Origin of the sequence: Citrobacter sp. BDA59-3, from assembly GCF_015167655.1 — a bacterium.
Lineage (GTDB): Bacteria > Pseudomonadota > Gammaproteobacteria > Enterobacterales > Enterobacteriaceae > Phytobacter > Phytobacter diazotrophicus.
Genome location: NZ_CP063427.1, coordinates 4,527,086 through 4,553,530 on the forward strand (window position 1 = coordinate 4,527,086; position 26,445 = coordinate 4,553,530).

Sequence of the window (26,445 nt, forward strand, 5' to 3'; positions counted from 1 at the left end):
CCTATAATCACGCCAAATGTCTGAAAATGCGCTAAAACAGCAGATCCAGAATCTGAAAAAGCATAACGCCCGTCTGGTGCGAATTGCGCGTGATGCCCGTAACAAACTCAGCGCGGCGCTGGATGGCACAGGCCTCTGTTTATGGCAGCTTGATGTGCCCAGCGGGAAACTGATTATCTACAACCGACGCTGGGGATCGATGCTCGGCTATCAGCCAAAAGAGCTCAGCGCCCACTTTGATGTCTGGAAAGAGCACCTGCATGAGGATGACCGCCAGCGCGTTCTCGATGCGTTTTTTGACCACCTCAACGGCAAAACCCCGTTCTATGAAGCGCTGCACCGTATGCAGCATAAAAACGGCACCGTCACCTGGGTGCTGGACCGTGGGCGTGTCACTGACCGGAACTGCGACGGCAAGCCGTTAAAGGTCACCGGTACCCACATCGACATGACCAAAGAGAAGCAGTATGAAGAGCAGCTCGCGGCGCTGGCGAACCACGACCCGCTGACCGGGCTGGCGAACCGCCACGCGCTGATTCATCATTTCGATACGCTCAAGGTGGCTGGCCCGTTGTGCATAGCGTTTATCGATCTGGACGATTTTAAAGTCGTCAACGACACCTTTGGTCACCGTAGTGGTGATGAATTATTGATACAGTTAAGTCGGCGCCTGCGTGAAGCCTGTCCGGAAGGCTCAGTGGTAGGGCGACTGGGGGGCGATGAGTTTGTCCTGCTGCTACCGTTTGCGCTCAACAGTTTGCTTATCAACAGCACCGCGCATAATTGCCTGCACGCCGCGCTAACGCCCTTCGAGCTGGATAATGGCGAGGCACGGGTGGGAGCATCCATCGGTATTGATGAAGTACAGCGCGGCGACGATTTTGTTAACGCGCTACGCCGCGCAGACCAGTCGATGTATCAGATAAAACATACCGGTAAAAATGGTGCAGCCATTGGTCACACGCTGCTGTCCCTTTCATACCGGCAGGCGGAACCGACATGAAAATGACACGCCAGGCTTCGTTGATTCAGCTACTGGCAGAACATGAGACATTGACCACCGACGCACTCGCCGGGCAGCTTGGCGTCAGCAAAGAGACCATTCGTCGGGATCTAAAAGCGCTACAGACGCAGGGAAAAATTGTGCGCCGCCACGGTCGGGCGCGATTACTTCACACGCCGCAACAGAGTGATGGCGAGCCGTTTTACGCCCGGCGTAAAAGCCATTATGCAGATAAAGCCGATATTGCCCGCCACGCCCTGAACTGGATTGAGCAAGGGATGACGCTGGCGCTGGATGCCAGTTCGACCTGTTTTCATCTGGCGCGCCAGTTGCCGGATATCCCCCTGACAGTCTTTACCAACAGCCTGCCCGTTTGCCAGGAGATGGCGCGCCGCCAGCATATCAATCTCATCTGCTCCGGCGGGCGGCTGGAGCGGCAAAATCGCTGCTACGTGAACCCGGCGCTGGTCACGATGCTGAAATCGCTTGAGGTCGACCTGTTTATTTTTTCCTGCGAAGGGGTGGATGCCAGCGGGGAGATGTGGGATTCAACGAAATATAACGCCACCTATAAAGCGCACCTTCTGCGGCGTGCAAATCAGTCTTTATTGCTTATTGATAAAAGTAAATTTTACCGGGCCAGCGAGGCGAAAATCGGTAATCTGGCGCTGGTTACCCAGATGATTACCGATGCCAAACCCGGTCTGGTTCATCTTTGAGGATCGGTGAAATCCATATCCAGTTCGCGCAGAGCTTCCAGCGTCGCCAGGGCTTCTTCCTCATCAATCACGCTCATGGCAAACCCCACGTGCACCAGCACCCACTGACCAAGCAGCGCGGCGGGTTCGCTTTCACACACCAGCATAATATTCACATCGCGGCGAACGCCGCAGACATCGACCTGCGCCAGATGATGAGCGCTTTCACCGACGCTCACCACCTGGCCGGGCACACCAATACACATAGCTACTCCTGATCGACTTCGATACTTTTGATTTGCATGCCGCTGTCGTTTTCCCGCTGCAGGCCGGGGCTGTGGCAATGCGGACACACCTCATCCCCGCTCACCTCAACGCTTTCGTTGCAGTTCCAGCACCAGGCCAGCGAAGGACGCTGTGAAAGATGCAACTGACACCCTTCTGCCACCGTTCCCCGACAGGTTATCTCAAAGCCAAAACGCAGAGCGCTCTCCTCGATACAGGCAAACGCCCCCAGTTCCAGCCAGACGCCCGTTACCCGTTTTGCCCCATGCTGCTGAGCCTGTTGTTCAAGGATCTCAACCAGGTTCTGGCACAGGGAAAGCTCATGCATACTCGCCGCCTTTAAGGCCAGCAAACAGGGCACGGCGGCTGAGCCGCGGGTCACGCACCGGCAGAGAAAGCACCATGCGCAGGCAATCCTGGGCCAGCGTTTTCCCCTGCCCAACGGAGAGATCGTGCGCCAACGGCGACATCAGTGAACAGGCGCAGTACTGGGATATCCCATCCAGTTCGCCGACGGTAAACATCATCTCGCCAAAGGGAAGTTGCAGGCCGATCTTCTCCCCCACTTTTCGCGGGGGCCAGCACTGATCCGGGCCGGGAAAGATAGCCAGGCTCAGCATCCAGGGCGTCAATACGCAGCCGATCCATTGCCCTTCAAACAGCGTAAAGCCGGGGACAAAAACCGGCATAGTCGGGTGTAAGAAAGGCAAATCCTGCATCTCATCTGTGGCAATGCGCGCAAACGCAGCCTCCACCAGTTCATGCGGGGAATGTTGAAAACCGAGGAAATCAGACATACGCGCGCTCCCGTAATGCCGGGGTTACGCCGGATTCCTGTAGCGCCATAAGTACCGCCTGTAACGCAGGCTCCAGGCTTGCCTCTACGATTGGCGTCAGCCCGATGTTCGGCTCCAGCGAGTGGGGAATCACCCCCACCAGGGTAATGCTATCCGGGAACTCGCCGGTAAAGCGCAGGGCGGAAAGGACATCAGATAGCCCCAACTGATGGGGCGAGATTTTATTGTTGAACAGCACTGGCACCTCTTCATCACGCAGGATAAGCAGCGCGCCCGGCTCGCTTTTGCGCGACACGATCGCATCAACGATGATCAGGTGGGTGCGATTCGCCATGGCTTCCAGTAACTCCATGCCCGCGGTGCCGCCGTCCAGCACCTCTACGCCTTCCGGCATAACATAGCGCTGCTCCAGCGCTTCAATAACACGAACGCCAATACCTTCGTCGCTCAATAAAATGTTACCGACACCCAGTACCAAAATACGCATCACAGCACCTTCACCGAGACAACATCGTTACCGTCCGCATCAACCACATGCACCGCGCAGGCCATGCAAGGGTCAAACGAGTGGATGGTACGCACGACTTCCAGTGGTTTATTCGCATCCGCAATCGGGGTGCCAATCAGCGACTGCTCATACGGCCCGATATCGCCATTAGCATTACGCGGGCCGGCATTCCAGGTCGACGGCACTACCGCCTGATAGTTGCTGATTTTGCCGTCCTTGATAACCATCCAGTGCGACAACATACCGCGTGGCGCTTCCAGGAAACCCACCCCTTTAAATTCGCCCGTCGCCGGAATATCCGGTTTCACGAACGTCACGTGGTCGCCTTTGCCGATATTGGTAATCAGCGCCATATACTGATGCTGCAGAATATGCTGCAGCTCGCAGGCGTGAACGGTACGGCCAATCACGCGGCCAAGTGTTGAGTGCAACTGCTCGACGCCAAGGGTTTTCCCGGTAAGTTTCTGGTAGATAGCAATGATATCGTTAAGTTTTTCCCAGGTCGTTTCCCGTTTCGCGGCCAGCTTATTGAGCATGTTCGCCAGCGGGCCAACTTCCACGGTTTTGCCATAGAAGGTGGGGGATTTCACCCAACTGTATTTACCCTCGTCCTGCCAGCCCGTGTAGGCAGGCACAGTCGTCCCTTCCCACGGCGCCTGCGGCTCCTCATCTTTATACCAGGCGTGTTTCGCGCTCTCCTGAATCCCCTTGATCAGGTATTCGTCACTGTGGGAAGTGATTTCACGACGGGTAGCGAGGTCCCCGTTGGCAATGTAGCCGCCGGGGAAAAGGAAGCTGCCATTCTGGGCATCAGTAGGGAATTCCGGCGCGCTCAGATAGTTAACCGCGCCTTTGCCCATCGTCAGCCATTCCGGGTAGAATGCCGCGATCACCGCCGTATCGACCTTGTAAACCTGTTCGACAAAGTCTTCCAGGCGGTCAATAAAGGTTTTGATGTACATCAGACGCTCAAGATTGAGCACGCCCAGCCCATCGAGGTTAATCGGGTTAGCCACGCCGCCAACCGCCAGGTTCTGGATATGCGGGCTTTTGCCACCAAGCAACGCCACCACGCGGTTGGCATCACGTTGACATTCCAGCGCCTGCAGATAGTGCGCCACGGCAATCAGGTTAATTTCCGGCGGCAGTTTCATTGCCGGATGTCCCCAATAACCGTTGGCGAAAATACCTAACTGCCCGCTGGCAACCAGCGCTTTGATTTTCTGCTGCACTTTGGCGAACTCTTCGGCGCTGTTTAGCGACCAGTTCGAGATGCCTTTTAGCAATGCCGACGCTTTTTGCGGATCGGCCTGCAAAGCCGAGGTGATATCTACCCAGTCGAGTGCGGAAAGCTGGTAGAAATGCACGATATGGTCGTGGGTGGTGTGCGCCGCCAGAATAATATTACGGATGTACTGAGCGTTTAGCGGCACATTGATTTTCAATGCGCTTTCCGCCGCACGCACCGAGGAAATCGCATGGGTGGTGGTGCAAACGCCGCAAATGCGCTGCACGATCATCCACGCATCGCGCGGATCCCGTCCCTTCACAATCTCTTCCATTCCGCGCCACATGGTTCCCGATGCCCAGGCTCGGGAAACCACGCCGTTTTCAATTTCGCAATCAATGCGTAAATGACCCTCAATACGGGTCACCGGATCGATGGTGATACGTTGACTCATGCTTTACTCGCCTCATGGCTTTCTGATTGTTTTAACGGGGGAATTATGGGTAACAGGCGGATAAGTAGGATGTACGCGCAAATCTCCGTTGCCACAAAACCAATGGAAATGATCAGCTCTTCAGCCGTTGGGAAGTAGTGGTAGCCGTCACCGGGGTTGAATGCCAGCAAAGAGTAGGATAGACGCCACAGCGCACAACCCAGCAGCATACTCACCGCACCGGTAAACAAGAATCGGGCGTCGTTGCGCAGGCGCGGCACACGAAACACCACCAGAGGGAAAGCCAGCAGCAGTATTTCGGCCCAGAACATCAGGCTGTAACCATCCCCGGCAAAAGCGAACGACAGTTTGTTACGCCAGATAAGCTCGCCAAAGCGCGCCACCAGAAACAGCGCCAGCAGCACGCTCAACGTACCGGTAAGTTTACTGAACAGGTGCCGTTCATCCGGCCCGTTTCCTTTTAACCCCGCCTGTAGCAAAGAACCTTCAAAAATGAGGATGGAAAAGCCCATAATAAACGCCGTCAGCAACGAGAAAAGCGGCAGCATTTCATAGCTTTGCCATAGCGGATGCACTTTGTGTCCGGCGGCAATCATCAGCGATCCCATTGACGACTGGTGCATGGTGGGCAGTAACGCACCCAGCGCAATGATGAAAAACATCACTTTATTGAGCCGTTTTAGCGACACCTTCCAGCCCAGACGCTCCAGCAAAGCAGGGGCAAACTCCAGCGCCATCACGCCGATATAAATCGTCATGCACACCGCGGTCTCAAACAGCACCGAATTGACGTTAAAATGGCCCGGAATGTAGAAATACGGCAGGTTCCAGTAACGACCAACATCGACGGTAATGGATAAGCCCCCCAGCGAATAGCCGAACAGGCTGGCCAGCAGTGCCGGGCGCACCAGCGGATGATATTCGCCACGATTAAAGGCATAGACCATCCAGGCGAGCGCCCAGCCGCCACAGGCGAAACCGGTGCCGATGAGCAAGTCGAAGGCGATCCAAATCCCCCACGGATACCCGCCATTCAGGTCGGAAACGGATCCCAGACCGAAAACCAGGCGCTTGAGGATAAACAGCCCGCACAAGACGATCAGCGGCCCAAACATGTAGATCGGTTTACTGAGTAACTTTCCGCCAAGCGGCTGCGGATCATGATGCATCGTCATCCCCTCCCTTATGGTCATCGCTTCGGGTATGGCGATACACCAGCGCGGTCAAACCCGCAAGAACGGCCAGCGGCAACATCATCCCCTTGTACACCGTATGCTGAATGTTTTCTGAACGCGCACCGGTCGAAACATCATCCAGCTCCGGCAAGCCCAGACAGGTATAAGGCACGCCCGTCAGTACCATGACCTGCGTGCCTCCCCCTTCATGCTCGCCATAAAGGTGTGGATGATATTTCGGGACTTCGCGAACGTTAGGATCATTGGCATCCAGCGTCTGGCGCGGGTAAGGATATTCACTGCCGGGTTGCAGTTTCAGGCGCTTTTGCGCCTCGGACAGTAATGCTTCGCGCGTACCGAAAATCACCGCGCCGGTTGGGCAGACTTCGACACACCCCGGCAGCCCCCCTTTGTTGAGCCGCTCCACGCCCGCCTGATTACAGAGCTCACATTTATGCAGCGCGCCGAAGGGGTTGTTGTAATCGTACTTCGGCACGTTGTAGGGACAGGCAACCATGCAATAGCGACAACCGGTACAGACGCTGGCGTCGTAATGGACGATGCCGGTTTTGGGATCTTTTTTCAGGGCCGAAACCGGGCAGACAGAAACACAGTTCGGGTCAACGCAGTGCATGCACTGTTTTTTGATGTAGGCATAACCGTCTGTCGTCTGATCTTTATGCTGCGCCGTACCGCTACGCCACACCTGGATAATATTGTTGGTATAGGGGGTGAGTTTGGCATTATTCGACCAGGTCTGTTCGCCCTGTGGGTTACGTGCCGGGAAGTTGATGTCCTGACAGCGGGTGACGCACGCCTGGCAACCGACGCAGAGCGTGGAGTCGTAGAGCATTCCCCATGCGCCCGGTATCGCCGGGCGGTTATGCACGGCGGCGGAAACGGGTAGTGCTCCCCCCGCCAGTAGCGCTCCGCCGGAGGCCACCTTCAGAAAGTTACGTCTGTTCACGGTCACTCTCCCTGTGAGTCAGCGTTGTTTTTCTTTTGCTGGCGGCCCAGCTCGCGCACCGTCATTACCCCGACGCCTGCCAGTAATCCCACCACCCCACCCAGCAGACCAACAGCGGAAGCCGACATCACACCGCCTTCTTTGCTGTTCACCTGCGGCTTATCAACGCGAGGCGTGGTGTTTTCAACATGCGCCAGTTGGTGAATGCCTTTGTGGAAGCCAACACCTTCTTCGTTACAGCCATAGCAAGGGTGACCAATCGAAACCGGCCAGACGCCGCCCACATCGCAGAATTGCAGCGTTGAACAGTTGCCCCAGGTTTCCGGACCTTTACATCCCAAATGGTAGAGACACCAGCCTTCACGATGCCCGTCATCGCCAAACTCTTTGGCGAAACGTCCGGCATCGAAATGAGGACGACGTTCGCAATGTTCGTGAATCAGCCGACCATAGGCAAAGAGCGGACGGTTTTTCGCATCAAGCTTCGGCGGTTTGCCAAAGGTAATAATGTGCGCCACCGTGGCGAGGAAATTGTGTGGGTTCGGCGGGCAGCCTGGAATATTAATCACCGTTTTGCCTGGGAGCAATTCTTGCAGACCCACCGCCCCGGTGGGGTTAACCCCGGCTGCGGCCACCCCGCCCCATGCAGAACAGGAACCAATCGCGATAATCGCCGCGGCATTTTCCGCCGCTTTACGGATATGGTCGATAATCGGTTCGCCCGCCACCATGCAATAAATGCCGTTATCTTTAAGCGGAATCGAACCGTCTACCACCAGAACGTACTGCCCTTTATAGGTTTCCAGAGCATGGTGTTTGTTCTCTTCGACCTGGTGACCAAACGCGGCGCTCAGTACTTCGTGGTACTCCAGCGAGATAGTTTCCAGCACGAGGTTTTCAACGGTGGGATGCGTTGCGCGAAGCAGCGATTCAGTACACCCCGTACACTCCTGCGCGCCAATCCAGACCACGGGCGGGCGCTTGCTCTGGGTGACGGCTTGCGCCATCTTCGCGGCAGCAGTGCTGCTAAGCCCCATCGTGGCTGCCAGTGCGGTACAAAGCTTCATAAAATCGCGACGATTAATGCCGCAGGAGGTAAAAGAAGTCAGTTGAGGAATTTCGTCGGCCATGCATTGTCATTCCTTTGCCAAAAATTAGCCCTGTTTTTACACTGGATTGAGATGAGTGTTGTGCGTGTGCGATCAAGTAATCACACAAAAACTGTGGCTATATATAGAAAAAATTCAATATCGGAGCATCAGATCACATTGATTTTGGAAATGAAATAAAAAAAGCCGCACCCTGAGATACGGCTTCTTAAAAGGGGTGAATAGAGCTGAAAGCATTCGGCAATGAAGTTATTGTTCGACCTGATAACCAGCCATAAAGAAGCGGATGATCGTGCCGGAATGGCTCTCACGGAAAAAATCCATGATCATCTCTTTATCCAGCCCATAGCGGCGCGTCAGCACACCAGCCTCCCAGGCACTCAGTTGCCTGTCACCGGTTTTTTCGAACATACGATGTGAAAAACCGAGCACAAAACCGCGTTTATAGTCAGAACAAAAATGTGTGACCCTACTGGCTTCATCCGCCTGTGTTGCCTTAAGCCCTGCCATCAAGCCTTTGCCAAAATGGTTTTCCATGCTTACTGCCCTCAACCGATATATACACAACTATATAGCGATATTTTGAGCAGTAACAGTGTTATTTAAAATGCGACCCACTCATCTGACGAAGAAGCGGCTTTCTTAGCGGTACCGCGCAAGGCAGGTGTTTTCACTGCCGTCGGCGCAGCGACGTTGACCTGCTCATTAGCAGACAAACGGAACTGTTGTACAGAACGCTGCAACTCTTCTGTTTGTACCTCAAGCGCCGCTGCTGCTGCAGAAATTTCTTCTACCAGCGAGGCGTTCTGCTGGGTGACGCTATCCATCTGGGTTATGGCGACGCCTACCTGCGAAATGCCTTTGCTCTGCTCCGCGGATGCGGCAGCAATCTGCTTCATGATGGTGGTCACTTCGGTAACCGCGCGCAGAATGCCTTCCATCGTAGTGCCGGTGTCATTGACCAGTTTGGCGCCTTTCTCCACGCGGGTAACGGAGTCTGCGATAAGCGATTCGATCTCTTTCGCCGCGCCTGCGCTTCGGCTGGCCAGGTTACGCACTTCGCCTGCAACAACCGCAAAGCCACGCCCCTGCTCACCCGCACGAGCAGCTTCGACAGCGGCGTTAAGGGCCAGGATGTTGGTCTGGAAGGCAATGCTATTAATGACCGTAGTAATTTCCGCAATTTTCTTCGAGCTTTGAGAGATGCCATCCATTGTGCTGATGACCTCCTCTACCAGCGCGCCGCCCTTACTCGCCGTTGAGGAGGCGATATCGGCCAATTCACTTGCCTGACTGGCATTATCGGCGTTCAGTTTCACCGTTGCCGTCAGTTGTTCCATGCTGGCTGCCGTCTGTTCCAGCGCTGCCGCCTGCTCCTCGGTACGGGAAGAGAGATCATTGTTGCCGCTGGAAATCTCGGTCGCGCCGCGCCAGATATTCTCACTACCGTTACGGATAGAGCTGACCGCATCTCGCAGGCTATCCTGAGTCGCACGTAGCAAGGGCACGACACGTCCTACGCAATTGCGACCAAAATCCGGGATTGGCTGGCTAAGGTCACCCTGTGCCATTTTCGTGAAGTGATCACGAATGGCATCCAACGGTCTCACCAGCATGGTCACCAGGTAGCGGTCGGTGAATAGCAGAATCAGTAACCCCAGCACCATTGCCACGATAATAATCATACGAATGATGTGGGTCTGGCTGTCAACCATCACACGAGTTTCGTCAAGACTGACACCTGCCGCTTTATTAAAGCTGTCAGTGGTTGCGCCAAATGCCCGACTCAATGCAGGGGTCACGTTGTTTGCCTGCTGACGATAGGCTTCAACCGACCCTTGTTGGGCGGCCTGCATCTGCGGTGTGACGCCCTGATCAAGCAGTGCCTGCCAGGCAGCGATTACCTGCTCTGATACCTTCGGATCCATAGGTCCTGGAGAGATAGCTTTAAACTCGGTGAGTTTTTTCGCCATGCTCTCAAGCGACTGCTGTGCAGGGGCAAAATCGACTGCACCGCCTGCGCTTTTTGCCTCCATCGCACGACTAAGGCGCGTAACAAAACGGAAGTACTGGTCATTGCCCTGGCTAAGCAACGTCATCTGTGACACAAGCTGGCGATCAACTTCATTGCCATCTGCCACTTTTGAAAGAGAGAAAACGCTATACAAACCGACACCGGACCACAACAGGCCAAAAATGCCCAGGATCACCAGCATGACGATTCGGATAGTAAAGTTTTGAAGCATACGCATAATTATTTCCTTGCAGTGAAGGGACATGCTTACTCGGAATTGAGAGTTAATTCCTTTATCGGCAACATTTAGGGAATTTGTATGGTTCAAAGTAAAAAATTGATCACAAAATGGGCAATATTTGTCCATATCCCATCGTGGTTTACCTTCACTTATGGATGTTATTTTTTGAAAACAAGGTGCGGTTTATCATTCGATTTTTAAGGTTAGCAACCTAACTAAACTATATGTAACTGCTTTATATTATGAGGGAAATTTATTGATGAGTTATTAGATTCGTAATTAAAGTAAAAAATACAAAACGTTTTTTATAAATAAAAGGAAAATTAAAAAAGATCTGAGAAAAATATTATAAATAAACAAAAAAGACGCCCAATAAAGGAAATAACAACATACCAACACCGCATTCAAATTTAAAACAAAGATATAAGAATCATAATAAAATACAAAAATAAATATTAACCACGCCGCCATAAATAAAATCAAAGAAATAATAACCACACCATTAGTAATGTTAATGCGTTTTTTGTTACCCGTAATGGTGACAAAAAGCGGTCTCTACCGTGACGTTCAGAGAGGATGATAACCTTCTGATTGAAATGCGATAAATCGTACAGCGCGATGCTTTTAAAGTGACACTGCGCAGGCAGGATTACGGGAAGCGTGGAAAACCAACTGTTATTTCGATCATATTCAATAAATATAATTTATCGTTTGTCCGTCTCATAGCAACAACGGTGCGCGAACGTCATAACCTAAGAATTTTCTCAGAAAATTTGCGCATCTTCCGGAAAAGCTCGCATGTCGCATCGCCGACAGCACTGTCGATATGAAGTATTTGCGCAAGTCTATTTTACCTTGTCGTAACGTCTTAAACACAATATTACCTCAACGCCCAGAGCCCCTTCGTCGGAGTTCAGTGTCGACAATCTATTTCAGCACCTGATAACCCCATAAAGTGAATAATCGCAAGACGTTATCATTAGAGAGAAGAACGCTAGCGAAGAGATTTTTTTATCCCGTCGAGAGCACGCCACCAGAACCGTTATAGAATAAAAACACTGTTTCGACCCTACATCTACAAGAAAGGAGACATCATGCCCTGGTTTGCCAACCCTGCTCGCTATGAGCAGATGCAGTATCGTTACTGCGGTAAAAGCGGCCTGCGCCTGCCCGCACTGTCGCTGGGTTTGTGGCATAGCTTCGGCCATGTTCAAGCCCTTGATTCCCAGCGTGCGCTGTTACGTAAAGCCTTCGATTTAGGCATCACCCATTTTGATTTAGCCAATAACTACGGCCCGCCTCCGGGTAGCGCGGAAGAAAACTTTGGGCGTTTGCTGCGTGAAGATTTCACCGCTTACCGCGATGAGTTGATCATATCCACCAAAGCAGGATATGACATGTGGCCCGGCCCTTACGGTTCCGGCGGCTCCCGTAAGTACTTACTCGCCAGCCTCGATCAAAGCCTGAAACGCATGGGGCTGGACTACGTCGATATCTTCTATTCACACCGTGTCGATGAGAATACGCCGATGGAAGAGACCGCCGCCGCGCTGGCCCAGGCCGTACAGAGCGGTAAAGCGCTCTATGTCGGCATATCCTCTTATTCAACGCCGCGAACCCAGACAATGGTAGCGCTGCTGCGCGAGTGGAAGATTCCCCTGTTGATCCATCAGCCTTCTTACAACTTGCTTAACCGCTGGGTCGATAAAACCGGCTTACTGGATACGCTCGACGCCAACGGCGTTGGCTGCATCGCCTTTACCCCGCTGGCACAGGGATTGCTGACCGGAAAATACCTTAACGGGATCCCGGAAGGTTCGCGGATGCAGAAAGAAGGGAAGAAGGTTCGCGGCCTGTCGGAAAAAATGCTGACCGAAGCCAACCTCAGCAGCCTGCGGCTGCTTAACGAGATGGCCACCGCGCGTGGGCAATCCATGGCGCAGATGGCGCTGAGCTGGCTGCTGAAAGACGACCGTGTCACCTCCGTGTTGATCGGTGCAAGCCGTCCGGAGCAACTGGAAGAAAACGTGCTGGCGCTAAACAACCTGACATTCAGCGAACACGAGCTGGCGCAGATCGATAAGCATGTTGCCGACGGTGAACTCAACCTCTGGCACGCCTCCTCCGATAAGTAAAAATGAAGGGGGCGCAGTTCCCCCTTCTTTTATTACCCTTCAGGTGGTTTATCGGCCTTTCATAGAAAAATTCGCACTATTTACCCCAACCATGACGCACTTTCCGAGGGTAACTCTCGTTATCCCGCTTTTTATCCCCGCTAATCACCGCATTGCCATCTGGTCATTTATAGCATCATAAGTCATATCGACTGTATAACCAGAGGCACTCAGTATGTCGTTAACGTCAGAGCCGGAAGCTCAATCGTTGCCATTCCTGGGAATGGCGCCGTTTTTACGTATGAGCATCGCAGGTGTTGACTTCTCCTCTATGGCACAAGAAATGATCGCCCTTGCGGAAAAAGCACCGGAAGATGCGACTCTGTGGATGAACCTTGCCACGGCCATGATGAGCCTGAAACATGAAGAGTTAGGTCTGCAAATTCAAAACCAGGCGCTGCAGATGCAACGCGTTTACCACTGGCATGCGCGTCAGCCAACGAAACTGCGTGTACTGATGCTGATGGTGCCGGGTAATCTTTCGGCCAATATTCCGCTCGACTGCCTGCTTGAAGATAGCGACATCGATCTCATCAATTACTATGTTGATCCCACTGCGCCGCATCCGTTGACGTCACCCGTGCCGGAACACGATCTGGTGATGGTGGCGATTGGTGCCAGCGACGAACAAAGTGCCGTTTTGCAGCGCCTGGAGAATGTTCTGCGCGACTGGCCTACGCCAGTCCTGAATCCGCCTCAAAATGTCCCCAATTCTGAACGCCACAACGCCAGTATCCTGCTGCAAAATGTGCCCGGTCTGGTGATCTGTCCGGCGCTGCATACCAGCCGCCAGTCTCTGCAGTCTGTGGCTGCGGGAGAGAAGTCGGTCTCCGATATCGCCGACGATCACGCCTTCCCGATTATTCTGCGCCCGGTCGGCAGCCATGGCGGTCACGGTCTACAAAAAGTGGATAACCGTGAGGCCGTCGCGTCCTATCTGCAGCAGAACGACGAGGATACGTTTTTCTTGTCCCGTTTCGTGGATTACAGCGGTGACGACGGTCTGTTTCGCAAAATGCGCCTGGTGCTAATCGACGGCAAAGCGTATGCCTGCCATATGGCCGTGTCGTCCAACTGGATGATCCATTACGTCAACGCAGGGATGTACGAAGACGAAAACAAACGCGCTCAGGAAGCTCGCTTCCTGAACGAATTCGCTGATTTTGCCGCACGCCACCATGATGCACTGGACGCAATAAGCCAGCGCACAGGCCTTGAGTACATCGGTATCGATTGTGCCGAGACGCAGAATGGCGAACTGCTGATTTTTGAAATCGATCCGGCGATGGTCGTGCACGCCATGGACGACGAAGTGATGTTTCCCAACAAGCAGATTCATATGCATAAAGTCAAAACTGCGATGCGGGAAATGTTGTTACAACGGGCCGGTAAAACGCTCTAACCATTTATGCTACACAGGTATGAACATGTCATTGAATCCGAATAACGCACTGAACTTCTCTGGCGGCCCGGGCGCGCTGCCCGAGGTGGTATTAAACCAGGTCCAACAGGCGATCATTAATGTCCCTGAGGCGGGGCTGTCCATTCTGGGTATCAGCCACCGTTCAGACTGGTTTGAAAATGTGGTGCGTGAAACCGAAAACAATATCCGCACACTGTTGGGCTTGCCTTCCAACTACCATATCCTGTTCCTGCAGGGGGGGGCGACACAGCAGTTCTCTATGGTCCCGATGACCATGCTGCGGGGGAAAAAACACCCGGCAGAATATTTTGATACCGGCTACTGGAGCCGTAAAGTTGTGACCGAGGCCATGCGTGAAGGCCCGGTTCGCGTCATCTGGAGCGGTGAGGAACATGGTTATCGCCGTCTGCCGACCGATGAAGAGTTAGATTTTTCGCCGGACGCTCCGTACATTCACTATGTCTCCAACGAGACGGTAGAAGGTCTGCAGTTCAATCGTATTCTGGGCCGCGACGACGTACCGCGCGTCTGTGACATGTCTTCTGACTTTTTGTCTAAGCCGTGTGAGGCCGATAAATTCTCACTGATTTATGCCCATGCGCAGAAAAACATTGGTCCGGCAGGCGTTACCATCGTACTGGTTCGTGACAGCGTCGTACAAAACGCCCCGGATAACCTGCCGTCATTCCTGGATTATCGCCGCCAGGTTGAGTCACACTCAAACTTCAACACCCCGCCAGTCTTCGCAATTTATGTGGTACTGCTGGTCACACGCTGGCTGCTCAATGACGTCGGTGGGCTGGAAAACATGGCTCAAATCAACCAGCAAAAAGCGAAATTGCTGTATGGCCTGATTGACGGCAGCAATGATTTCTACCGCCCGTGGGGTGAAGCGGCTTTCCGTTCTGATATGAATGTTGCGTTCAATTTGCCGACGAAAGAGCTAGAAGCGTTGTTCCTGAATGAAGCGACGGCCGCTGGATTCTCCGGCCTTGGCGGTCACCGCGCGATTGGCGGCGTACGCGCCTCAATCTATAACGCGCTGACGCTCGGCGCGGTAGAAAAACTGACCGGTTTTATGGAAGATTTCCGCTTTAAACACCACGCGAAATATTGATTCGCCTGTTCCACTGCTGCTCCGGCAGCAGTGGAGCGTCACGACAGGTTACACCTGTGCCGGGTCTATCTCCGGGCGCTGATATTCCGGCCATACCAGCACGACCAGTTCCGGGTAGGCTTCCATGCTGAACTCGCGAAAACACTGGCGCAAGTTCAACACATCAAGGTCAGAGTGCATCACTTTTTCGCCGTTTAAACAGCGCTTTTTAATATTGTCATAATACTTGTAGACGGCAGAATTGAGATCGCTGCAACGGCGCTGCGCCTCAAATAACCCAGGTACACTATTTATCTCCGCCATGTTCATGCGTTTAATGGTCGCATGAAGAAAATCGATATATTCATGATTTACACGCCAGTACCACACCGGGGTAATGGCATTCATTAGCATTGCGAAATGGTCTTCGCCCTCCTCTTTGGACAGAGGCTTAGCTTGCGGCGCCAACGTTTCAGTTTCAGCTATGGACGGCTTTTTATTGTTTTCGCGCATCAATAAAAGTACGCCGCCCGTTAACAGCAATAAAATGACAACAGAATAATAAATACTGTTCATATGCAGGCTCCATTTTTTTTGATTTTAAAAGTGCGCCATGATATTGTCAACGAACCTCACGCCTGAACTTCTCCTACCTTATTGATATTAAAGGATATTAGAAATGCTCCCCGAGAATCTTGTCCCGGCTCGATTTCACATTTCTGTTACGGAAACAGAAGCGGGAGAAGCAGAAAAAGACACTAATTTAACTCAGGGAAAAAGAACGCTCTCTGATTATGCCAGTGATATATTAGCGAATGCCAATCGTACCGGTCAGTCGCGGAATATGTTGCTTGAAGAGCGCGATCGTCATATAAAAGATCGATTATATCGTGTGGTAAAAATCGAAACTTTTGCCCGCCTGCTGAACGATTTGCAAGCCGAAGGCGAGATTGATGCCCAGACATTAAGCCAAATAATTTCCGAAAAGACCAAACAAATTAATGAAGCAGGAAATGAAATTTGGCTTAATCTCATTACCCGCGAAAAAGATACGCCTTTGTTTTATAAGTTAGGGGATGAATGACGTGGAGAAAATAGATAATAACGACGTTTATTTGACTTTAGACAATCAACCTGGCGACGAATTTATCTTAAAGCAAAATATCGATGCACTGATTCAGAGTAAGAACGCCACCATACAGCGCATTGCCCATGAGCTCATCTCTATCCCTGCGGCCCTTGTACGACTAAAGTGGCAAAATCGCCGGGAAATCTATGCCTTTCAGGTAAAAGAAGAGATCTATGGTGCGGCAATCAACGCTATCGTAGAGGAGCGCCCTGAACTGCTGGAAAAAATAATGGCCAGGCTGGAAGCCAATTACCAGCATATCCTTGCCAGAGAGACAGCAACACTGCGTATCAGCCGTAAGCTTGCCGATGAAGAATACCGTACCTCGGTTGTGAAGACCGTTGCGCCTGAGGAAAAACCTGCGTCAGAAGACGCTGCAACGCCCCTTATGTCAGAGCCTGCGCAAGTAGCGAAATAACCTTATAATCTCTCCCTCTATTATCAATAATTATTCACCCTATTTGACTATTCACTGAATCATTCCCGTTGTATTGGTATACGCATTCTCAGGTTAACATCCCCTGAAATAAGGTGTTATATCGTCGGCTGAGCGGAACCCTGAAAACAAAAAGGCCGACCCGCAGGCCAGCCTTAATAAGCAAACGCGAAGGTTACTTCGCGGCTGCAACCTCTTCGCCGACCAGGCCAATTTTGAGATAGCCCGCGCGATGCAGAGTATCCATCACCTTCATGATGGTTTCGTAATCAACAGTCTTATCCGCACGGAAGAAGACCGTCGTGTCTTTCTTCCCTTCGGTGAGAGCATCAAGTTGAGTCACCATCGTTTCGTCAGTCACCGGATCGTTACCAATGAACATGCTGTTATCCGCTTTGACGGACAGGTAAATGGGTTTTTCCGGACGCGGCTGCGGCTGACTGGTGGAAGCCGGCAGATTAACTTTCACATCTACCGTTGCAAGCGGCGCAGCCACCATGAAGATAATCAGCAGTACCAGCATAACGTCGATAAACGGCGTTACGTTGATTTCGTGCATTTCGCCGTTATCGTCGAGGTTTTCGTTAAGACGCATTGCCATGGGGCATCAACCTACTCGTAGTTTCTGGGCGGCGTGAACGGGTTTTGCTGCGGCGCTGGCAGCCAGATCCAGATCGCGGCTTTGCAGCAGCAGAACCTGCGCGGCAACATCACCCAGCGTCGCTTTATAACCGCCGATCATGCGGGCGAAGATGTTATAGATAACCACGGCAGGAATTGCCGCCACCAGACCGATCGCGGTGGCCAGCAACGCTTCCGCGATACCCGGTGCAACCACGGCAAGATTAGTGGTCTGCGTCTGGGCAATACCAATGAAGCTGTTCATAATACCCCATACGGTGCCAAACAGCCCCACGAACGGGGAAATAGCACCAATTGTCGCAAGGTAACCATTGCCACGGCCCATATGACGGCCCGTAGCGGCAACGCGACGCTCAAGGCGGAAACCCGTACGCTCTTTAATACCTTCGTTATCTTCGCTACCCGCGGACAACTCCAGCTCATTTTGGGCTTCGTTAATTAACTGCGTGCTGAGGCTTCTGGCATGGAAAGCGGAGGCGATGTCACTGGCCTGATCCAGCGAACGGGCATCAGCCAGCAATTGCTGTTCACGTTTAAGGCGGCGTTTATGCGCAATCATCTCAGCACTTTTACTAAAGAAGATTGCCCAGGTGACCACTGATGCCAGAATCAACCCGATCATCACAATTTTTACTACGATGTCGGCATGTTGATACATACCCCAAACGGAAAGATCCGCCTGCATCAAATTATTACCCACTGTGTATCTCCACGACGCATATCACAAAATCTGAGCATAATAATATCAAAACATCGTCGAATTGATAGTAGTTCTCATTAGTATTTACATACTGCCGCAATATTCCCGCTTTTTCCTTGCGCTCACGCAGTAAAAAAGTTTCATCGCCGAATATTCATAAAATTTTATGCTTTATCAGAACAGGCACCGATGCATCGTCTGGCATTCATGGTAGTCTGGACATCCAGACGTATAAAAACAGGTTAGGCGAACATGACGGCGAAGCATATTGATACCGCTCTGGTGAACGCGGGGCGCAGCAAGAAATACACGCAAGGTTCGGTGAATAGTGTCATTCAACGGGCTTCCTCCCTGGTTTTCGACACTGTCGAAGCGAAAAAGCAGGCCACACGCAATCGCGCAAAGGGCGAGCTTTTTTACGGGCGTCGCGGCACGCTAACCCATTTCTCGTTACAGGACGCCATGTGTGAGCTGGAAGGCGGCGCGGGATGTGCCCTTTTCCCGTGTGGCGCCGCGGCAGTGGCGAATACCATTCTGGCGTTTGTAGAACAGGGCGACCATATCCTGATGACCAATAGCGCCTATGAACCAAGCCAGGATTTTTGTACGAAGATCCTCACTAAACTCGGCGTGACCACCAGTTGGTTTGACCCGATGATCGGCTCAGGCATTGTGCGTCTGATTCAGCCCAATACGAAAATCGTGTTCCTCGAATCCCCTGGCTCCATCACCATGGAAGTTCATGACGTACCGGCAATTGTGCAGGCGGTCCGAAGCGTTGCGCCAGAGGCGATCATTATGATCGACAATACCTGGGCGGCAGGCATTCTCTTTAAAGCCCTTGAATTCGATATCGATATTTCTATTCAGGCCGCCACCAAATACCTGATTGGCCACTCTGATGGGATGATCGGCACCGCGGTTTCCAACGCCCGTTGTTGGGATCAACTACGTGAGAATGCCTATCTGATGGGGCAAATGGTCGATGCGGATACGGCGTATATGACCAGCCGTGGCCTGCGTACCCTTGGCGTACGCTTGCGCCAGCATCATGAAAGCAGTCTGAAAATCGCGAAGTGGCTGGCTTCACAGGCGCAAGTCGCGCAGGTTAACCATCCGGCGCTGCCCGGGAGCAAAGGTCATGAGTTCTGGAAGCGCGATTTTAGCGGTAGCAGCGGCCTGTTTTCCTTCATTCTGAACAAGCGTCTTAACAATGAAGAGCTGGCGGCCTATCTCGATAATTTCTCACTGTTCAGCATGGCCTACTCATGGGGTGGGTATGAATCATTAATTCTGGCAAATCAACCGGAACAGATCGCAGCTATTCGTCCTGATGGCGGCGTGGATTTTAGCGGTACTCTGATTCGCGTTCATATTGGTCTGGAAGATGTTGATGATTTAATTGAAGATTTGGCCGCAGGTTTCCAGCGTATCGTTTAAATTGTTAACTGCTGGTTGAAAATTCTGATTACGCTAGCAGAATACTCTGTATTAATTGCGCCTGGGATCAAGGTGTTTCGGGCGATAAGCAGGTACAATAGCCTTCTCTAAGCGGTACCACAGGAAAGTCCATGGCTGTAATTCAAGACATTATCGCTGCGCTCTGGCACCACGACTTTGCAGCGCTGGCGAACCCACATATTGTTGGCGTCGTCTATTTCGTGATGTTTGCCACACTCTTTTTAGAAAACGGATTGCTTCCGGCCTCGTTTTTACCTGGGGACAGTTTGCTTTTATTGGCTGGCGCACTGGTGGCGCGTGGTTGCATGGACTACCTGTCGACACTCCTGATCCTGACGTCTGCCGCCAGTCTGGGCTGCTGGTTAAGCTACCTGCAGGGACGTTGGCTGGGGAATACGCGAGTGGTGAAGAGCTGGCTGGCGCAGTTACCGGAGAAATATCACCAGCGCGCAACCTGCATGTTTGACCGTCACGGTTTGCTGGCGCTGCTGGCCGGGCGTTTCCTGGCTTTCGTGCGTACCCTGTTGCCAACCATGGCCGGCATTTCAGGCTTGTCCAGCCGCCGCTTTCAGCTTTTCAACTGGCTCAGTGGCCTGCTGTGGGTCGGCATGATCACCACGTTGGGCTATGCCATCAGCATGATCCCCTTCGTTAAGCGCCATGAAGATCAGGTGATGACATTCCTGATGATTCTGCCGCTTTTCCTGCTGGTCGCCGGGCTGGTGGGTACGCTGGCCGTCGTGATTAAGAAAAAATACTGCAGCGCCTGATACCTTTCTTTTTTCCTTCTCCCAAAAGGAGAAGGAAAATCAACCCGCTTGCATCATGCGAATTCTCGCAGCATCTTCCCCCGGCGTGACGCCAAAATAGCGTTTAAACTCGCGGCTGAATTGCGACGGGCTCTCATACCCCACCCGAATGGCCGCAGCACTGGCTTTCATACCATCATGGATCATCATCATTCGCGCTTTGTGCAGGCGGTAGCTTTTAAGGTACTGCAACGGCGAGGTGCTGGTCACCGACTTAAAGTTATGGTGAAACGCAGAGACGCTCATATTGGCTTCCGCCGCCAGTTCGTCGACGCTCAGGTTTTCCGTGTATTGGCTCTCAATGCGTTTCAGCACCCGACTGATTAAGCTGAAATGGGTCTGGCGGCTAACCAGCGCCAGCAGTGCGCCGCCACGTGGTCCAGTGAGCACGTGATAGAGCAACTCGCGAATGATCTGTTTTCCCAGAATACGGGCATCCAGAGGGCGTTCCATCACGTCGAGTAAACGCTCCGCCGCACACAGGATCTCTTCGGATAGCGTGGCAGAGTTGATGCCGCTTGCCGCCATCGCAGGCTGGAAAGATTCATCTTCGCCAATATCCATCAGCAGTTCCTGTAGCTGCAGAATGTCGACGTTAAGGCGTAACCCCGCCAGCGGAATCTCCGGCGTTGCATAGGTTTCACACTCAAAGGGTAAGGGTACGGTAAGCAGTAAATATTCATTGGTATCGTAGCGAAATACACGCTCGTTGATATAACCAATCTTATGGCCGGAGAAGAGAAAAACGATCCCCGGTTGATACATCACCGGCGTGCGGGTTCCCGGTTCAGTACCGTAAAGTAAACGGATATCCGGAAGCAGCGTACTGAGATAGTTTTCATTATTTTTCAGTAGTTTTACTTTTTTCGTTAGCGCCTGGCAAATCTCGTCACGGTTCATAGCTCGCCGCTCCTTCACAGTTTTTCGACCGCTACAGTGTGCAATCTTTTGTGCGGTTTCTCCAGCAAGCTGGAGAAACAGGCAAGACATCGGCAGAAATGTGCATTGAGAGGAAAGCTCACCACGGCCACAATTATTGCCATCGGGCAGCATACTGCCTGCTCATCAATCACCCACATAAAGGGAACGAGCAATGAACAACTTTAATCTCCATACCCCTACCCGCATCCTGTTTGGTAAAGGCGCGATTGCCGATTTGCGTGAACAAATCCCGGCAGACGCTCGCGTCCTGATTACCTACGGTGGCGGTAGCGTGAAGAAAAACGGTGTGCTGGATCAGGTGTATAGCGCGCTGGAAGGTCTGGATGTGCGGGAATTCAGCGGTATCGAACCCAATCCGTCTTACGAAACGCTGATGAAAGCCGTCAAAATCGCGCAGGATGAAAAAATTACCTTCCTGCTGGCGGTCGGCGGCGGCTCAGTGCTGGATGGCACCAAATTCATCGCTGCAGCGGCGCATTACGCGGAAGGCGTGGATCCGTGGGAAATTCTGCAAACCTACGGCAGCAAAATCACCAGCGCAATCCCGATGGGTTCCGTGCTGACGCTGCCGGCAACCGGCTCCGAATCCAACAAAGGCGCGGTTATCTCCCGTAAAACCACTGGCGATAAACAAGCGTTTATGTCTGAACACGTTCAGCCGATTTTTGCCGTGCTGGATCCGGTTTACACCTACACTCTGCCGCCGCGTCAGGTCGCTAACGGTGTTGTGGACGCCTTCGTGCATACCGTCGAGCAATATGTCACGTACCCGGTAAACGGCAAAATCCAGGATCGTTTCGCCGAAGGCATTCTGCTGACGCTGATTGAAGAAGGTCCGAAAGCGCTGAAAGAACCGGAAAACTATGATGTCCGCGCCAACGTCATGTGGGCGGCCACCCAGGCGCTAAACGGCCTGATTGGTGCGGGTGTGCCGCAAGACTGGGCGACCCATATGCTCGGCCATGAGCTGACGGCAATGCACGGTCTTGATCATGCCCAGACGCTGGCGATAGTACTCCCTGCCCTGTGGAATGAGAAACGCGACACCAAGCGCGCCAAACTGCTGCAATATGCAGAACGTGTCTGGAATATCAGCGAAGGTTCTGAAGACAGTCGTATCGATGCCGCTATCGAAGCAACCCGTGGTTTCTTTGAGCAGATGGGTGTGCCGACGCGTCTGTCCGGTTACGGTCTGGACGGTAGTTCTATCCCTGCATTGCTGGCAAAACTGGAAGAACATGGCATGACAAAACTCGGTGAACATCAGGACATTACTCTTGAAGTCAGCCGTCGCATTTACGAAGCGGCACGCTAAGCTTTTTACTCCGCTGCCTTTCGTTTTTGGACTTTTCGTCCAGACTTAATGCACACAACCTTACCGGGACTTGTCCCGGTAAGCTCATACAGGAGGAATGCATGACACATCCAACCGTGATTAAGCTTTCGGACGGCAACCTGATGCCGCAGCTGGGTCTTGGCGTGTGGAAAGCGGGCAATGAGGAAGTGGTTTCCGCCATTCACAAGGCGCTGGAAGTGGGCTATCGCTCTATTGATACCGCTGCCGCGTATAAAAATGAAGACGGCGTCGGCACGGCATTAAAAAGTGCAGGCGTTGCGCGTGAAGACCTGTTTATTACCACAAAACTGTGGAATGACGATCAGAAACGCCCACAGGAAGCATTGCAAGAAAGCCTCGATAAACTGCAGCTCGATTATGTTGATCTCTACCTGATGCACTGGCCGGTTCCGGCTATCGATCGCTATGTTGAGGCCTGGAAAGGGATGATCAAACTCCAGGAACAGGGGTTGGTGAAGAGCATTGGGGTATGTAATTTCCAGATTCATCATCTGCAAAAGCTCATTGATGAGACGAACGTGACCCCGGTTATCAACCAGATTGAATTGCACCCTCTTTTGCAGCAGCGCCAGTTGCATGCCTGGAACGCCACGCACAAAATCCAGACCGAATCCTGGAGCCCACTGGCACAGGGCGGCGAAGGGGTATTTGACCAGAAAATTATCCGCGAGCTGGCGGATAAATACGGCAAGACCCCCGCACAGATTGTGATTCGCTGGCATCTGGACTGCGGTCTGGTTGTGATCCCGAAATCCGTCACTCCGGCGCGCATTGCCGAAAACTTTGACGTCTGGGATTTCCGTCTCGATAAAGACGAGCTGGCCGAAATCGCTAAACTCGATCAGGGTAAACGTCTTGGCCCTGACCCGGATCAGTTCGGCGGCTAATGCCTTTTACTCTCCACCCGCCCGGCGTCCATGCCGGGCTTTTTTTGCTCTGAAATCAGAAACATCAGGAAACAATTTAACCCTATTCTTATTGTGTATTTGTACACATTTGTAGCGCAGCATAATTTATGCTGAAACCACATAATCACTTGTAATGATTATTTATTCGCGATGTTTTATTTACACCATGAATAGGGATGACTTTATGGCCGAAAAAACCACGTCAGGAGTCCGATGGCTCCCTTTAATTATTATCGTTGCTATCGCCACCGGCCTCTGGCAAGTAGCCCCTCCGGAAGGACTCAGCGCCCAGGCCTGGCATTCAGCTATTGTCTTTGTCGCAACCATTGCCTCGATTGTCGCTAAAGTGCTGCCTATTGGCGCTGTCGGCATCATCGGTATTACCGTGTTCGCCCTCACCTACGCCGCGGGCGATAAAACCGCTAATGGCGCTATCCTCACGGCATTAAGCGAGCTGAACAGTTCACTTATCTGGCTTATCGTCGTCGCCTTTATGATCGCCCGTGGTTTTATCAAAACCGGGCTTGGTCGACGCATCGCACTACAAATGATCCGCCTGCTCGGTAAGCGCACGCTTGGGCTGGCATATGGTCTGGCGTTTGCCGATCTGATCCTCTCCCCCGCCATGCCAAGTAATACCGCGCGTTGCGGTGGGGTCATCTACCCGATTGCCGACTCACTGGCGCGCAGCTTTGACTCTCGTCCGGAAGATGAATCGCGCAGCAAAATCGGTACCTTTCTTATTACCTGTATCGGCAACGTTAACGATGTCACCGCCGCGCTGTTTATGACCGGCTATACCGGTAACCTGCTGGCGGTGAAGCTGGCGGCAAACGCAGGCGTCACGCTGACCTGGGGCGGCTGGTTTATCGCCGCGCTGGCCCCCTGCGTTGTCTCCTTGCTTATCGTGCCGGTGCTGGTTTACTGGATAACGCGTCCCGAAATCAAACATACCCCGGATGCTCCCGTCCTGGCGCAGCGCGAGCTGGCATTGATGGGGAAAATGGGCCGCGGAGAATGGCTGATGCTCGGCACCGTCCTGCTTCTGCTGATACTGTGGATCTTCGGCGATGCGCTGGGGGTAGACCCGACAACCGCATCTTTTGTTGGCCTGTCGGTACTGTTACTTTCCGGAGTACTGAGCTGGGAAGATGTGAAAAGCGAGAAAGGGGCCTGGGATACGCTGATCTGGTTTGCGGCGCTGCTGATGATGGCGAACCAGTTGAAAAAACTGGGCTTCACCACCTGGTTTGGCGGCGTGATTGGTGAAAGCATCGGAAACGCAATGGGCGGCACCAGTTGGGTTATTGTACTGTTGCTGCTGAATGCCGCCTATTTCTATACCCACTACTTTTTCGCCAGCGGTAATGCGCAAATCGCCGCACTGTACGCCGTCTTCCTCGGCGTGGGTATTCACCTGAATATTCCCGCCGCGCCAATGGCGCTGATGCTGGCCTTTACCAGTAGCCTCTATTGCTCACTAACGCAGTACACCCATGCACGCGGTCCGATTCTGTTTGGCGCCGGTTATGTGCCAACAGGCACCTGGTGGCGAACAGGGTTCTTGATTAGCCTGTTCAACCAGGCTGTGTTTATGACCATCGGCCTTGTCTGGTGGAAAATGCTGGGGCTGTACTAATTAGTTCTTTTAGCCCGGCCTGAGTGCCGGGCTGATTTCCACCGACTCACTCAGCCGTGCGGGATACCTGTATTTCTTTATACGGCACCCGCTGGCAAATATCCGGCGTTGCGCCCTCTTTATCCGTTGGCAGTTGCGTTTCAGGTAGCGTACACAGTACACCCACTTCCGACGGCCCCGAGCCGTAAGGTCCACTCAGCCCGTATGAGAGCAACACATCGTATTGCTGCCCCTGCGCACTGATAAGCAAGCGGGAAAGGTTAATCTTGTCGATTGGCCCAACGGGTAAAAAGAACGACCATTCATGCTCGCCTGCAAAAGCGAAGAAGCCCTTGCTATCGGTTACGGTGCTGGCCCCTGGACGATAGCTTTTCAGCGTAATAGTGGCCGCAGGTATGGGCTTTCCGCTGCTATCCACCAGGCGGCCTTCCAGTGCGGGTTGAGACTGGGTGTATGCCACACACCCGCTTTGCAATAGCGCTAAAAGCGCGATACCCGGCCAGAATCGTGTTGCCATCACTCGCTCCTTGAATTCAGATAAACATCTCTTCGTATATGAAGACTTACGCCTGCACAAAGGCAATGCTACTCTGGGTACAGTGCCCCACAAGAAGAATCGACTATGCGAAAACTATTGGTATTGCTTTTTATTTGCAGCTTTTCCGCGTTTGGTGAATCTCCTCAGCGTAGCGTGGAATTGCTTTATCAGCACTATAAGGATAATCAAGCCGGGGTCATTTTTGATGCTTCCGGCAAGGATCAGGTGATTTCCAGTCGGCTCATGAAAGAGGTCGCAGAGGATCAGAGGCTGACGGCGGAGGGAGATGTAGGCTATTTGAATTACGATCCTATCTGCGGTTGCCAGGATTATGACAACCTGGTGCTGGAGCAGGTCGATATCGTGCCCCATGATAGTCAGCACGTTGACGCGGTGGTCCGCTTCCGCCCATTCAGCGATGGGCCGGAGACCGTTACACAGACGCTCTCCCTGGTGGATGAAAACGGCCGCTGGCTGATTGACGACATCGTCAATGAAACCCAAAGCTTATACCAGGGGATTAAAGAGTATAACCGCGAGCGACAGCAGGAAGCGCTGAGCGATAAAGCGGACGAAAAACATGTCACCAGCACACCTTCTTCCCAGCCTTCTCCCTAGCAGAGTGGCAGACACCTTGGCGCGTTCCCGGATGCGGCGCAAGCGCCTTATCCGGGCTACATCCCCTCTCCCGAAGGGTAAGGGGCAGGTGAAT

General features: G+C 52.6%; 28 protein-coding genes. 13 read left to right on the forward strand and 15 right to left on the reverse strand.

The window, feature by feature from the left end:
* The first annotated feature begins 16 nt into the window (after positions 1-16).
* Positions 17-1,003, forward strand: a complete 987-nt coding sequence (locus tag IP582_RS21255) for a sensor domain-containing diguanylate cyclase (protein ID WP_193794376.1) — start codon at positions 17-19, stop codon at positions 1,001-1,003.
* The gene (fucR, locus tag IP582_RS21260) at positions 1,000-1,722 is read left to right on the forward strand and encodes an L-fucose operon activator (protein WP_039078059.1); all 723 of its coding nucleotides are present in this window, start codon (positions 1,000-1,002) and stop codon (positions 1,720-1,722) included. Before IP582_RS21255 ends, fucR begins: the two co-directional genes overlap by 4 nt.
* Here the strand turns inward: fucR and hybG are convergent.
* From hybG to IP582_RS21310, 10 genes are all read right to left on the reverse strand, one after another.
* A complete protein-coding gene (gene hybG, locus IP582_RS21265) occupies positions 1,713-1,967 on the reverse strand; it encodes a hydrogenase maturation factor HybG (protein ID WP_193794377.1) in 255 nt (84 codons plus the stop codon). The two genes, fucR and hybG, sit on opposite strands and share 10 nt — an antisense overlap.
* A 2-nt stretch (positions 1,968-1,969) precedes the next feature.
* Positions 1,970-2,314 carry a hydrogenase maturation nickel metallochaperone HypA gene (gene hypA, locus IP582_RS21270; protein ID WP_071194557.1) on the reverse strand — a complete coding sequence of 115 codons (345 nt, stop codon included), beginning with the start codon at positions 2,312-2,314 and terminating at the stop codon, positions 1,970-1,972.
* Positions 2,307-2,783, reverse strand: a complete 477-nt coding sequence (gene hybE, locus IP582_RS21275; RefSeq protein WP_193794378.1) for a hydrogenase-2 assembly chaperone — start codon at positions 2,781-2,783, stop codon at positions 2,307-2,309. Before hybE ends, hypA begins: the two co-directional genes overlap by 8 nt.
* On the reverse strand, positions 2,776-3,270 hold the full coding sequence (locus IP582_RS21280; RefSeq protein ID WP_193794379.1) for a HyaD/HybD family hydrogenase maturation endopeptidase: 495 nt from the start codon (positions 3,268-3,270) through the stop codon (positions 2,776-2,778). Before IP582_RS21280 ends, hybE begins: the two co-directional genes overlap by 8 nt.
* A complete protein-coding gene (hybC, locus tag IP582_RS21285; protein ID WP_193794380.1) occupies positions 3,270-4,973 on the reverse strand; it encodes a hydrogenase 2 large subunit in 1,704 nt (567 codons plus the stop codon). The genes IP582_RS21280 and hybC overlap by 1 nt, the downstream gene beginning before the upstream one ends.
* On the reverse strand, positions 4,970-6,142 hold the full coding sequence (gene hybB, locus IP582_RS21290) for a Ni/Fe-hydrogenase cytochrome b subunit (RefSeq protein ID WP_039078065.1): 1,173 nt from the start codon (positions 6,140-6,142) through the stop codon (positions 4,970-4,972). The genes hybC and hybB overlap by 4 nt, the downstream gene beginning before the upstream one ends.
* A complete protein-coding gene (gene hybA / locus IP582_RS21295) occupies positions 6,132-7,115 on the reverse strand; it encodes a hydrogenase 2 operon protein HybA (protein ID WP_193794381.1) in 984 nt (327 codons plus the stop codon). Before hybA ends, hybB begins: the two co-directional genes overlap by 11 nt.
* 2 nt (positions 7,116-7,117) lie before the next feature.
* Positions 7,118-8,245 (reverse strand): hydrogenase 2 small subunit, encoded by a 1,128-nt coding sequence (gene hybO / locus IP582_RS21300; protein ID WP_193794382.1) that lies wholly within the window; start codon positions 8,243-8,245, stop codon positions 7,118-7,120.
* A 228-nt stretch (positions 8,246-8,473) separates the two neighbouring features.
* A complete protein-coding gene (locus tag IP582_RS21305; RefSeq protein WP_193794383.1) occupies positions 8,474-8,761 on the reverse strand; it encodes a DUF2623 family protein in 288 nt (95 codons plus the stop codon).
* 65 nt (positions 8,762-8,826) lie between these two features.
* Positions 8,827-10,476 (reverse strand): methyl-accepting chemotaxis protein, encoded by a 1,650-nt coding sequence (locus tag IP582_RS21310; RefSeq protein ID WP_193794384.1) that lies wholly within the window; start codon positions 10,474-10,476, stop codon positions 8,827-8,829.
* A 1,097-nt stretch (positions 10,477-11,573) separates the two neighbouring features.
* On the opposite strand from IP582_RS21310, the gene IP582_RS21315 reads away from it, so the two are divergent.
* The 3 genes from IP582_RS21315 (at position 11,574) to IP582_RS21325 (ending at position 15,193) form a co-directional block, all read left to right on the forward strand.
* Positions 11,574-12,614: an aldo/keto reductase gene (locus IP582_RS21315; RefSeq protein ID WP_107223713.1), complete on the forward strand. Its 1,041-nt coding sequence runs from the start codon at positions 11,574-11,576 to the stop codon at positions 12,612-12,614.
* Positions 12,615-12,828: 214 nt separating this feature from the next.
* On the forward strand, positions 12,829-14,055 hold the full coding sequence (locus tag IP582_RS21320; RefSeq protein WP_193794385.1) for a RimK family alpha-L-glutamate ligase: 1,227 nt from the start codon (positions 12,829-12,831) through the stop codon (positions 14,053-14,055).
* Positions 14,056-14,080: 25 nt separating this feature from the next.
* Positions 14,081-15,193, forward strand: a complete 1,113-nt coding sequence (locus IP582_RS21325; RefSeq protein WP_039078071.1) for a phosphoserine transaminase — start codon at positions 14,081-14,083, stop codon at positions 15,191-15,193.
* A 48-nt stretch (positions 15,194-15,241) separates the two neighbouring features.
* Here IP582_RS21325 and IP582_RS21330 read toward each other — a convergent pair whose 3' ends face one another.
* The gene (locus IP582_RS21330; RefSeq protein ID WP_039078072.1) at positions 15,242-15,748 is read right to left on the reverse strand and encodes an ESA_00282 family adhesion-associated protein; all 507 of its coding nucleotides are present in this window, start codon (positions 15,746-15,748) and stop codon (positions 15,242-15,244) included.
* Between the two features lie 103 nt (positions 15,749-15,851).
* On the opposite strand from IP582_RS21330, the gene IP582_RS21335 reads away from it, so the two are divergent.
* Complete coding sequence (locus IP582_RS21335; protein WP_193794386.1) at positions 15,852-16,256, forward strand: hypothetical protein; 405 nt, start codon at positions 15,852-15,854, stop codon at positions 16,254-16,256.
* Positions 16,249-16,719, forward strand: a complete 471-nt coding sequence (locus tag IP582_RS21340; RefSeq protein ID WP_193794387.1) for a cytoplasmic protein — start codon at positions 16,249-16,251, stop codon at positions 16,717-16,719. Before IP582_RS21335 ends, IP582_RS21340 begins: the two co-directional genes overlap by 8 nt.
* Positions 16,720-16,912: 193 nt before the next feature.
* Here IP582_RS21340 and exbD read toward each other — a convergent pair whose 3' ends face one another.
* Positions 16,913-17,338 carry a TonB system transport protein ExbD gene (gene exbD / locus IP582_RS21345; protein ID WP_039078075.1) on the reverse strand — a complete coding sequence of 142 codons (426 nt, stop codon included), beginning with the start codon at positions 17,336-17,338 and terminating at the stop codon, positions 16,913-16,915.
* Between the two features lie 6 nt (positions 17,339-17,344).
* On the reverse strand, positions 17,345-18,079 hold the full coding sequence (gene exbB, locus IP582_RS21350) for a tol-pal system-associated acyl-CoA thioesterase (RefSeq protein WP_039078076.1): 735 nt from the start codon (positions 18,077-18,079) through the stop codon (positions 17,345-17,347).
* Between the two features lie 252 nt (positions 18,080-18,331).
* Here exbB and metC point away from each other — a divergent pair, with 252 nt between their 5' ends.
* Both metC and yghB read left to right on the forward strand, forming a co-directional pair.
* Complete coding sequence (gene metC, locus IP582_RS21355; RefSeq protein WP_193794388.1) at positions 18,332-19,519, forward strand: cystathionine beta-lyase; 1,188 nt, start codon at positions 18,332-18,334, stop codon at positions 19,517-19,519.
* Positions 19,520-19,650: 131 nt separating this feature from the next.
* A complete protein-coding gene (gene yghB / locus IP582_RS21360) occupies positions 19,651-20,310 on the forward strand; it encodes a DedA family general envelope maintenance protein YghB (protein WP_039078078.1) in 660 nt (219 codons plus the stop codon).
* Between the two features lie 39 nt (positions 20,311-20,349).
* Here yghB and IP582_RS21365 read toward each other — a convergent pair whose 3' ends face one another.
* The gene (locus IP582_RS21365; RefSeq protein ID WP_193794389.1) at positions 20,350-21,249 is read right to left on the reverse strand and encodes an AraC family transcriptional regulator; all 900 of its coding nucleotides are present in this window, start codon (positions 21,247-21,249) and stop codon (positions 20,350-20,352) included.
* A 193-nt stretch (positions 21,250-21,442) separates the two neighbouring features.
* Between IP582_RS21365 and yqhD the strand changes: the two genes are divergently transcribed.
* The 3 genes from yqhD (at position 21,443) to IP582_RS21380 (ending at position 25,195) form a co-directional block, all read left to right on the forward strand.
* The gene (yqhD, locus tag IP582_RS21370) at positions 21,443-22,606 is read left to right on the forward strand and encodes an alcohol dehydrogenase (protein WP_193794390.1); all 1,164 of its coding nucleotides are present in this window, start codon (positions 21,443-21,445) and stop codon (positions 22,604-22,606) included.
* A gap of 101 nt (positions 22,607-22,707) precedes the next feature.
* Positions 22,708-23,535: a 2,5-didehydrogluconate reductase DkgA gene (gene dkgA, locus IP582_RS21375; protein ID WP_193794391.1), complete on the forward strand. Its 828-nt coding sequence runs from the start codon at positions 22,708-22,710 to the stop codon at positions 23,533-23,535.
* A gap of 205 nt (positions 23,536-23,740) precedes the next feature.
* Positions 23,741-25,195, forward strand: coding sequence for a DASS family sodium-coupled anion symporter (locus IP582_RS21380; RefSeq protein ID WP_370551775.1), 1,455 nt, complete (start codon positions 23,741-23,743; stop codon positions 25,193-25,195).
* 46 nt (positions 25,196-25,241) lie between these two features.
* Here the strand turns inward: IP582_RS21380 and IP582_RS21385 are convergent, their stop codons facing one another.
* On the reverse strand, positions 25,242-25,712 hold the full coding sequence (locus IP582_RS21385; RefSeq protein WP_193794393.1) for a carboxypeptidase-like regulatory domain-containing protein: 471 nt from the start codon (positions 25,710-25,712) through the stop codon (positions 25,242-25,244).
* A gap of 105 nt (positions 25,713-25,817) precedes the next feature.
* Between IP582_RS21385 and IP582_RS21390 the strand changes: the two genes are divergently transcribed.
* Positions 25,818-26,351: a DUF3828 domain-containing protein gene (locus IP582_RS21390; protein WP_079497100.1), complete on the forward strand. Its 534-nt coding sequence runs from the start codon at positions 25,818-25,820 to the stop codon at positions 26,349-26,351.
* Positions 26,352-26,445: the final 94 nt, after the last annotated feature.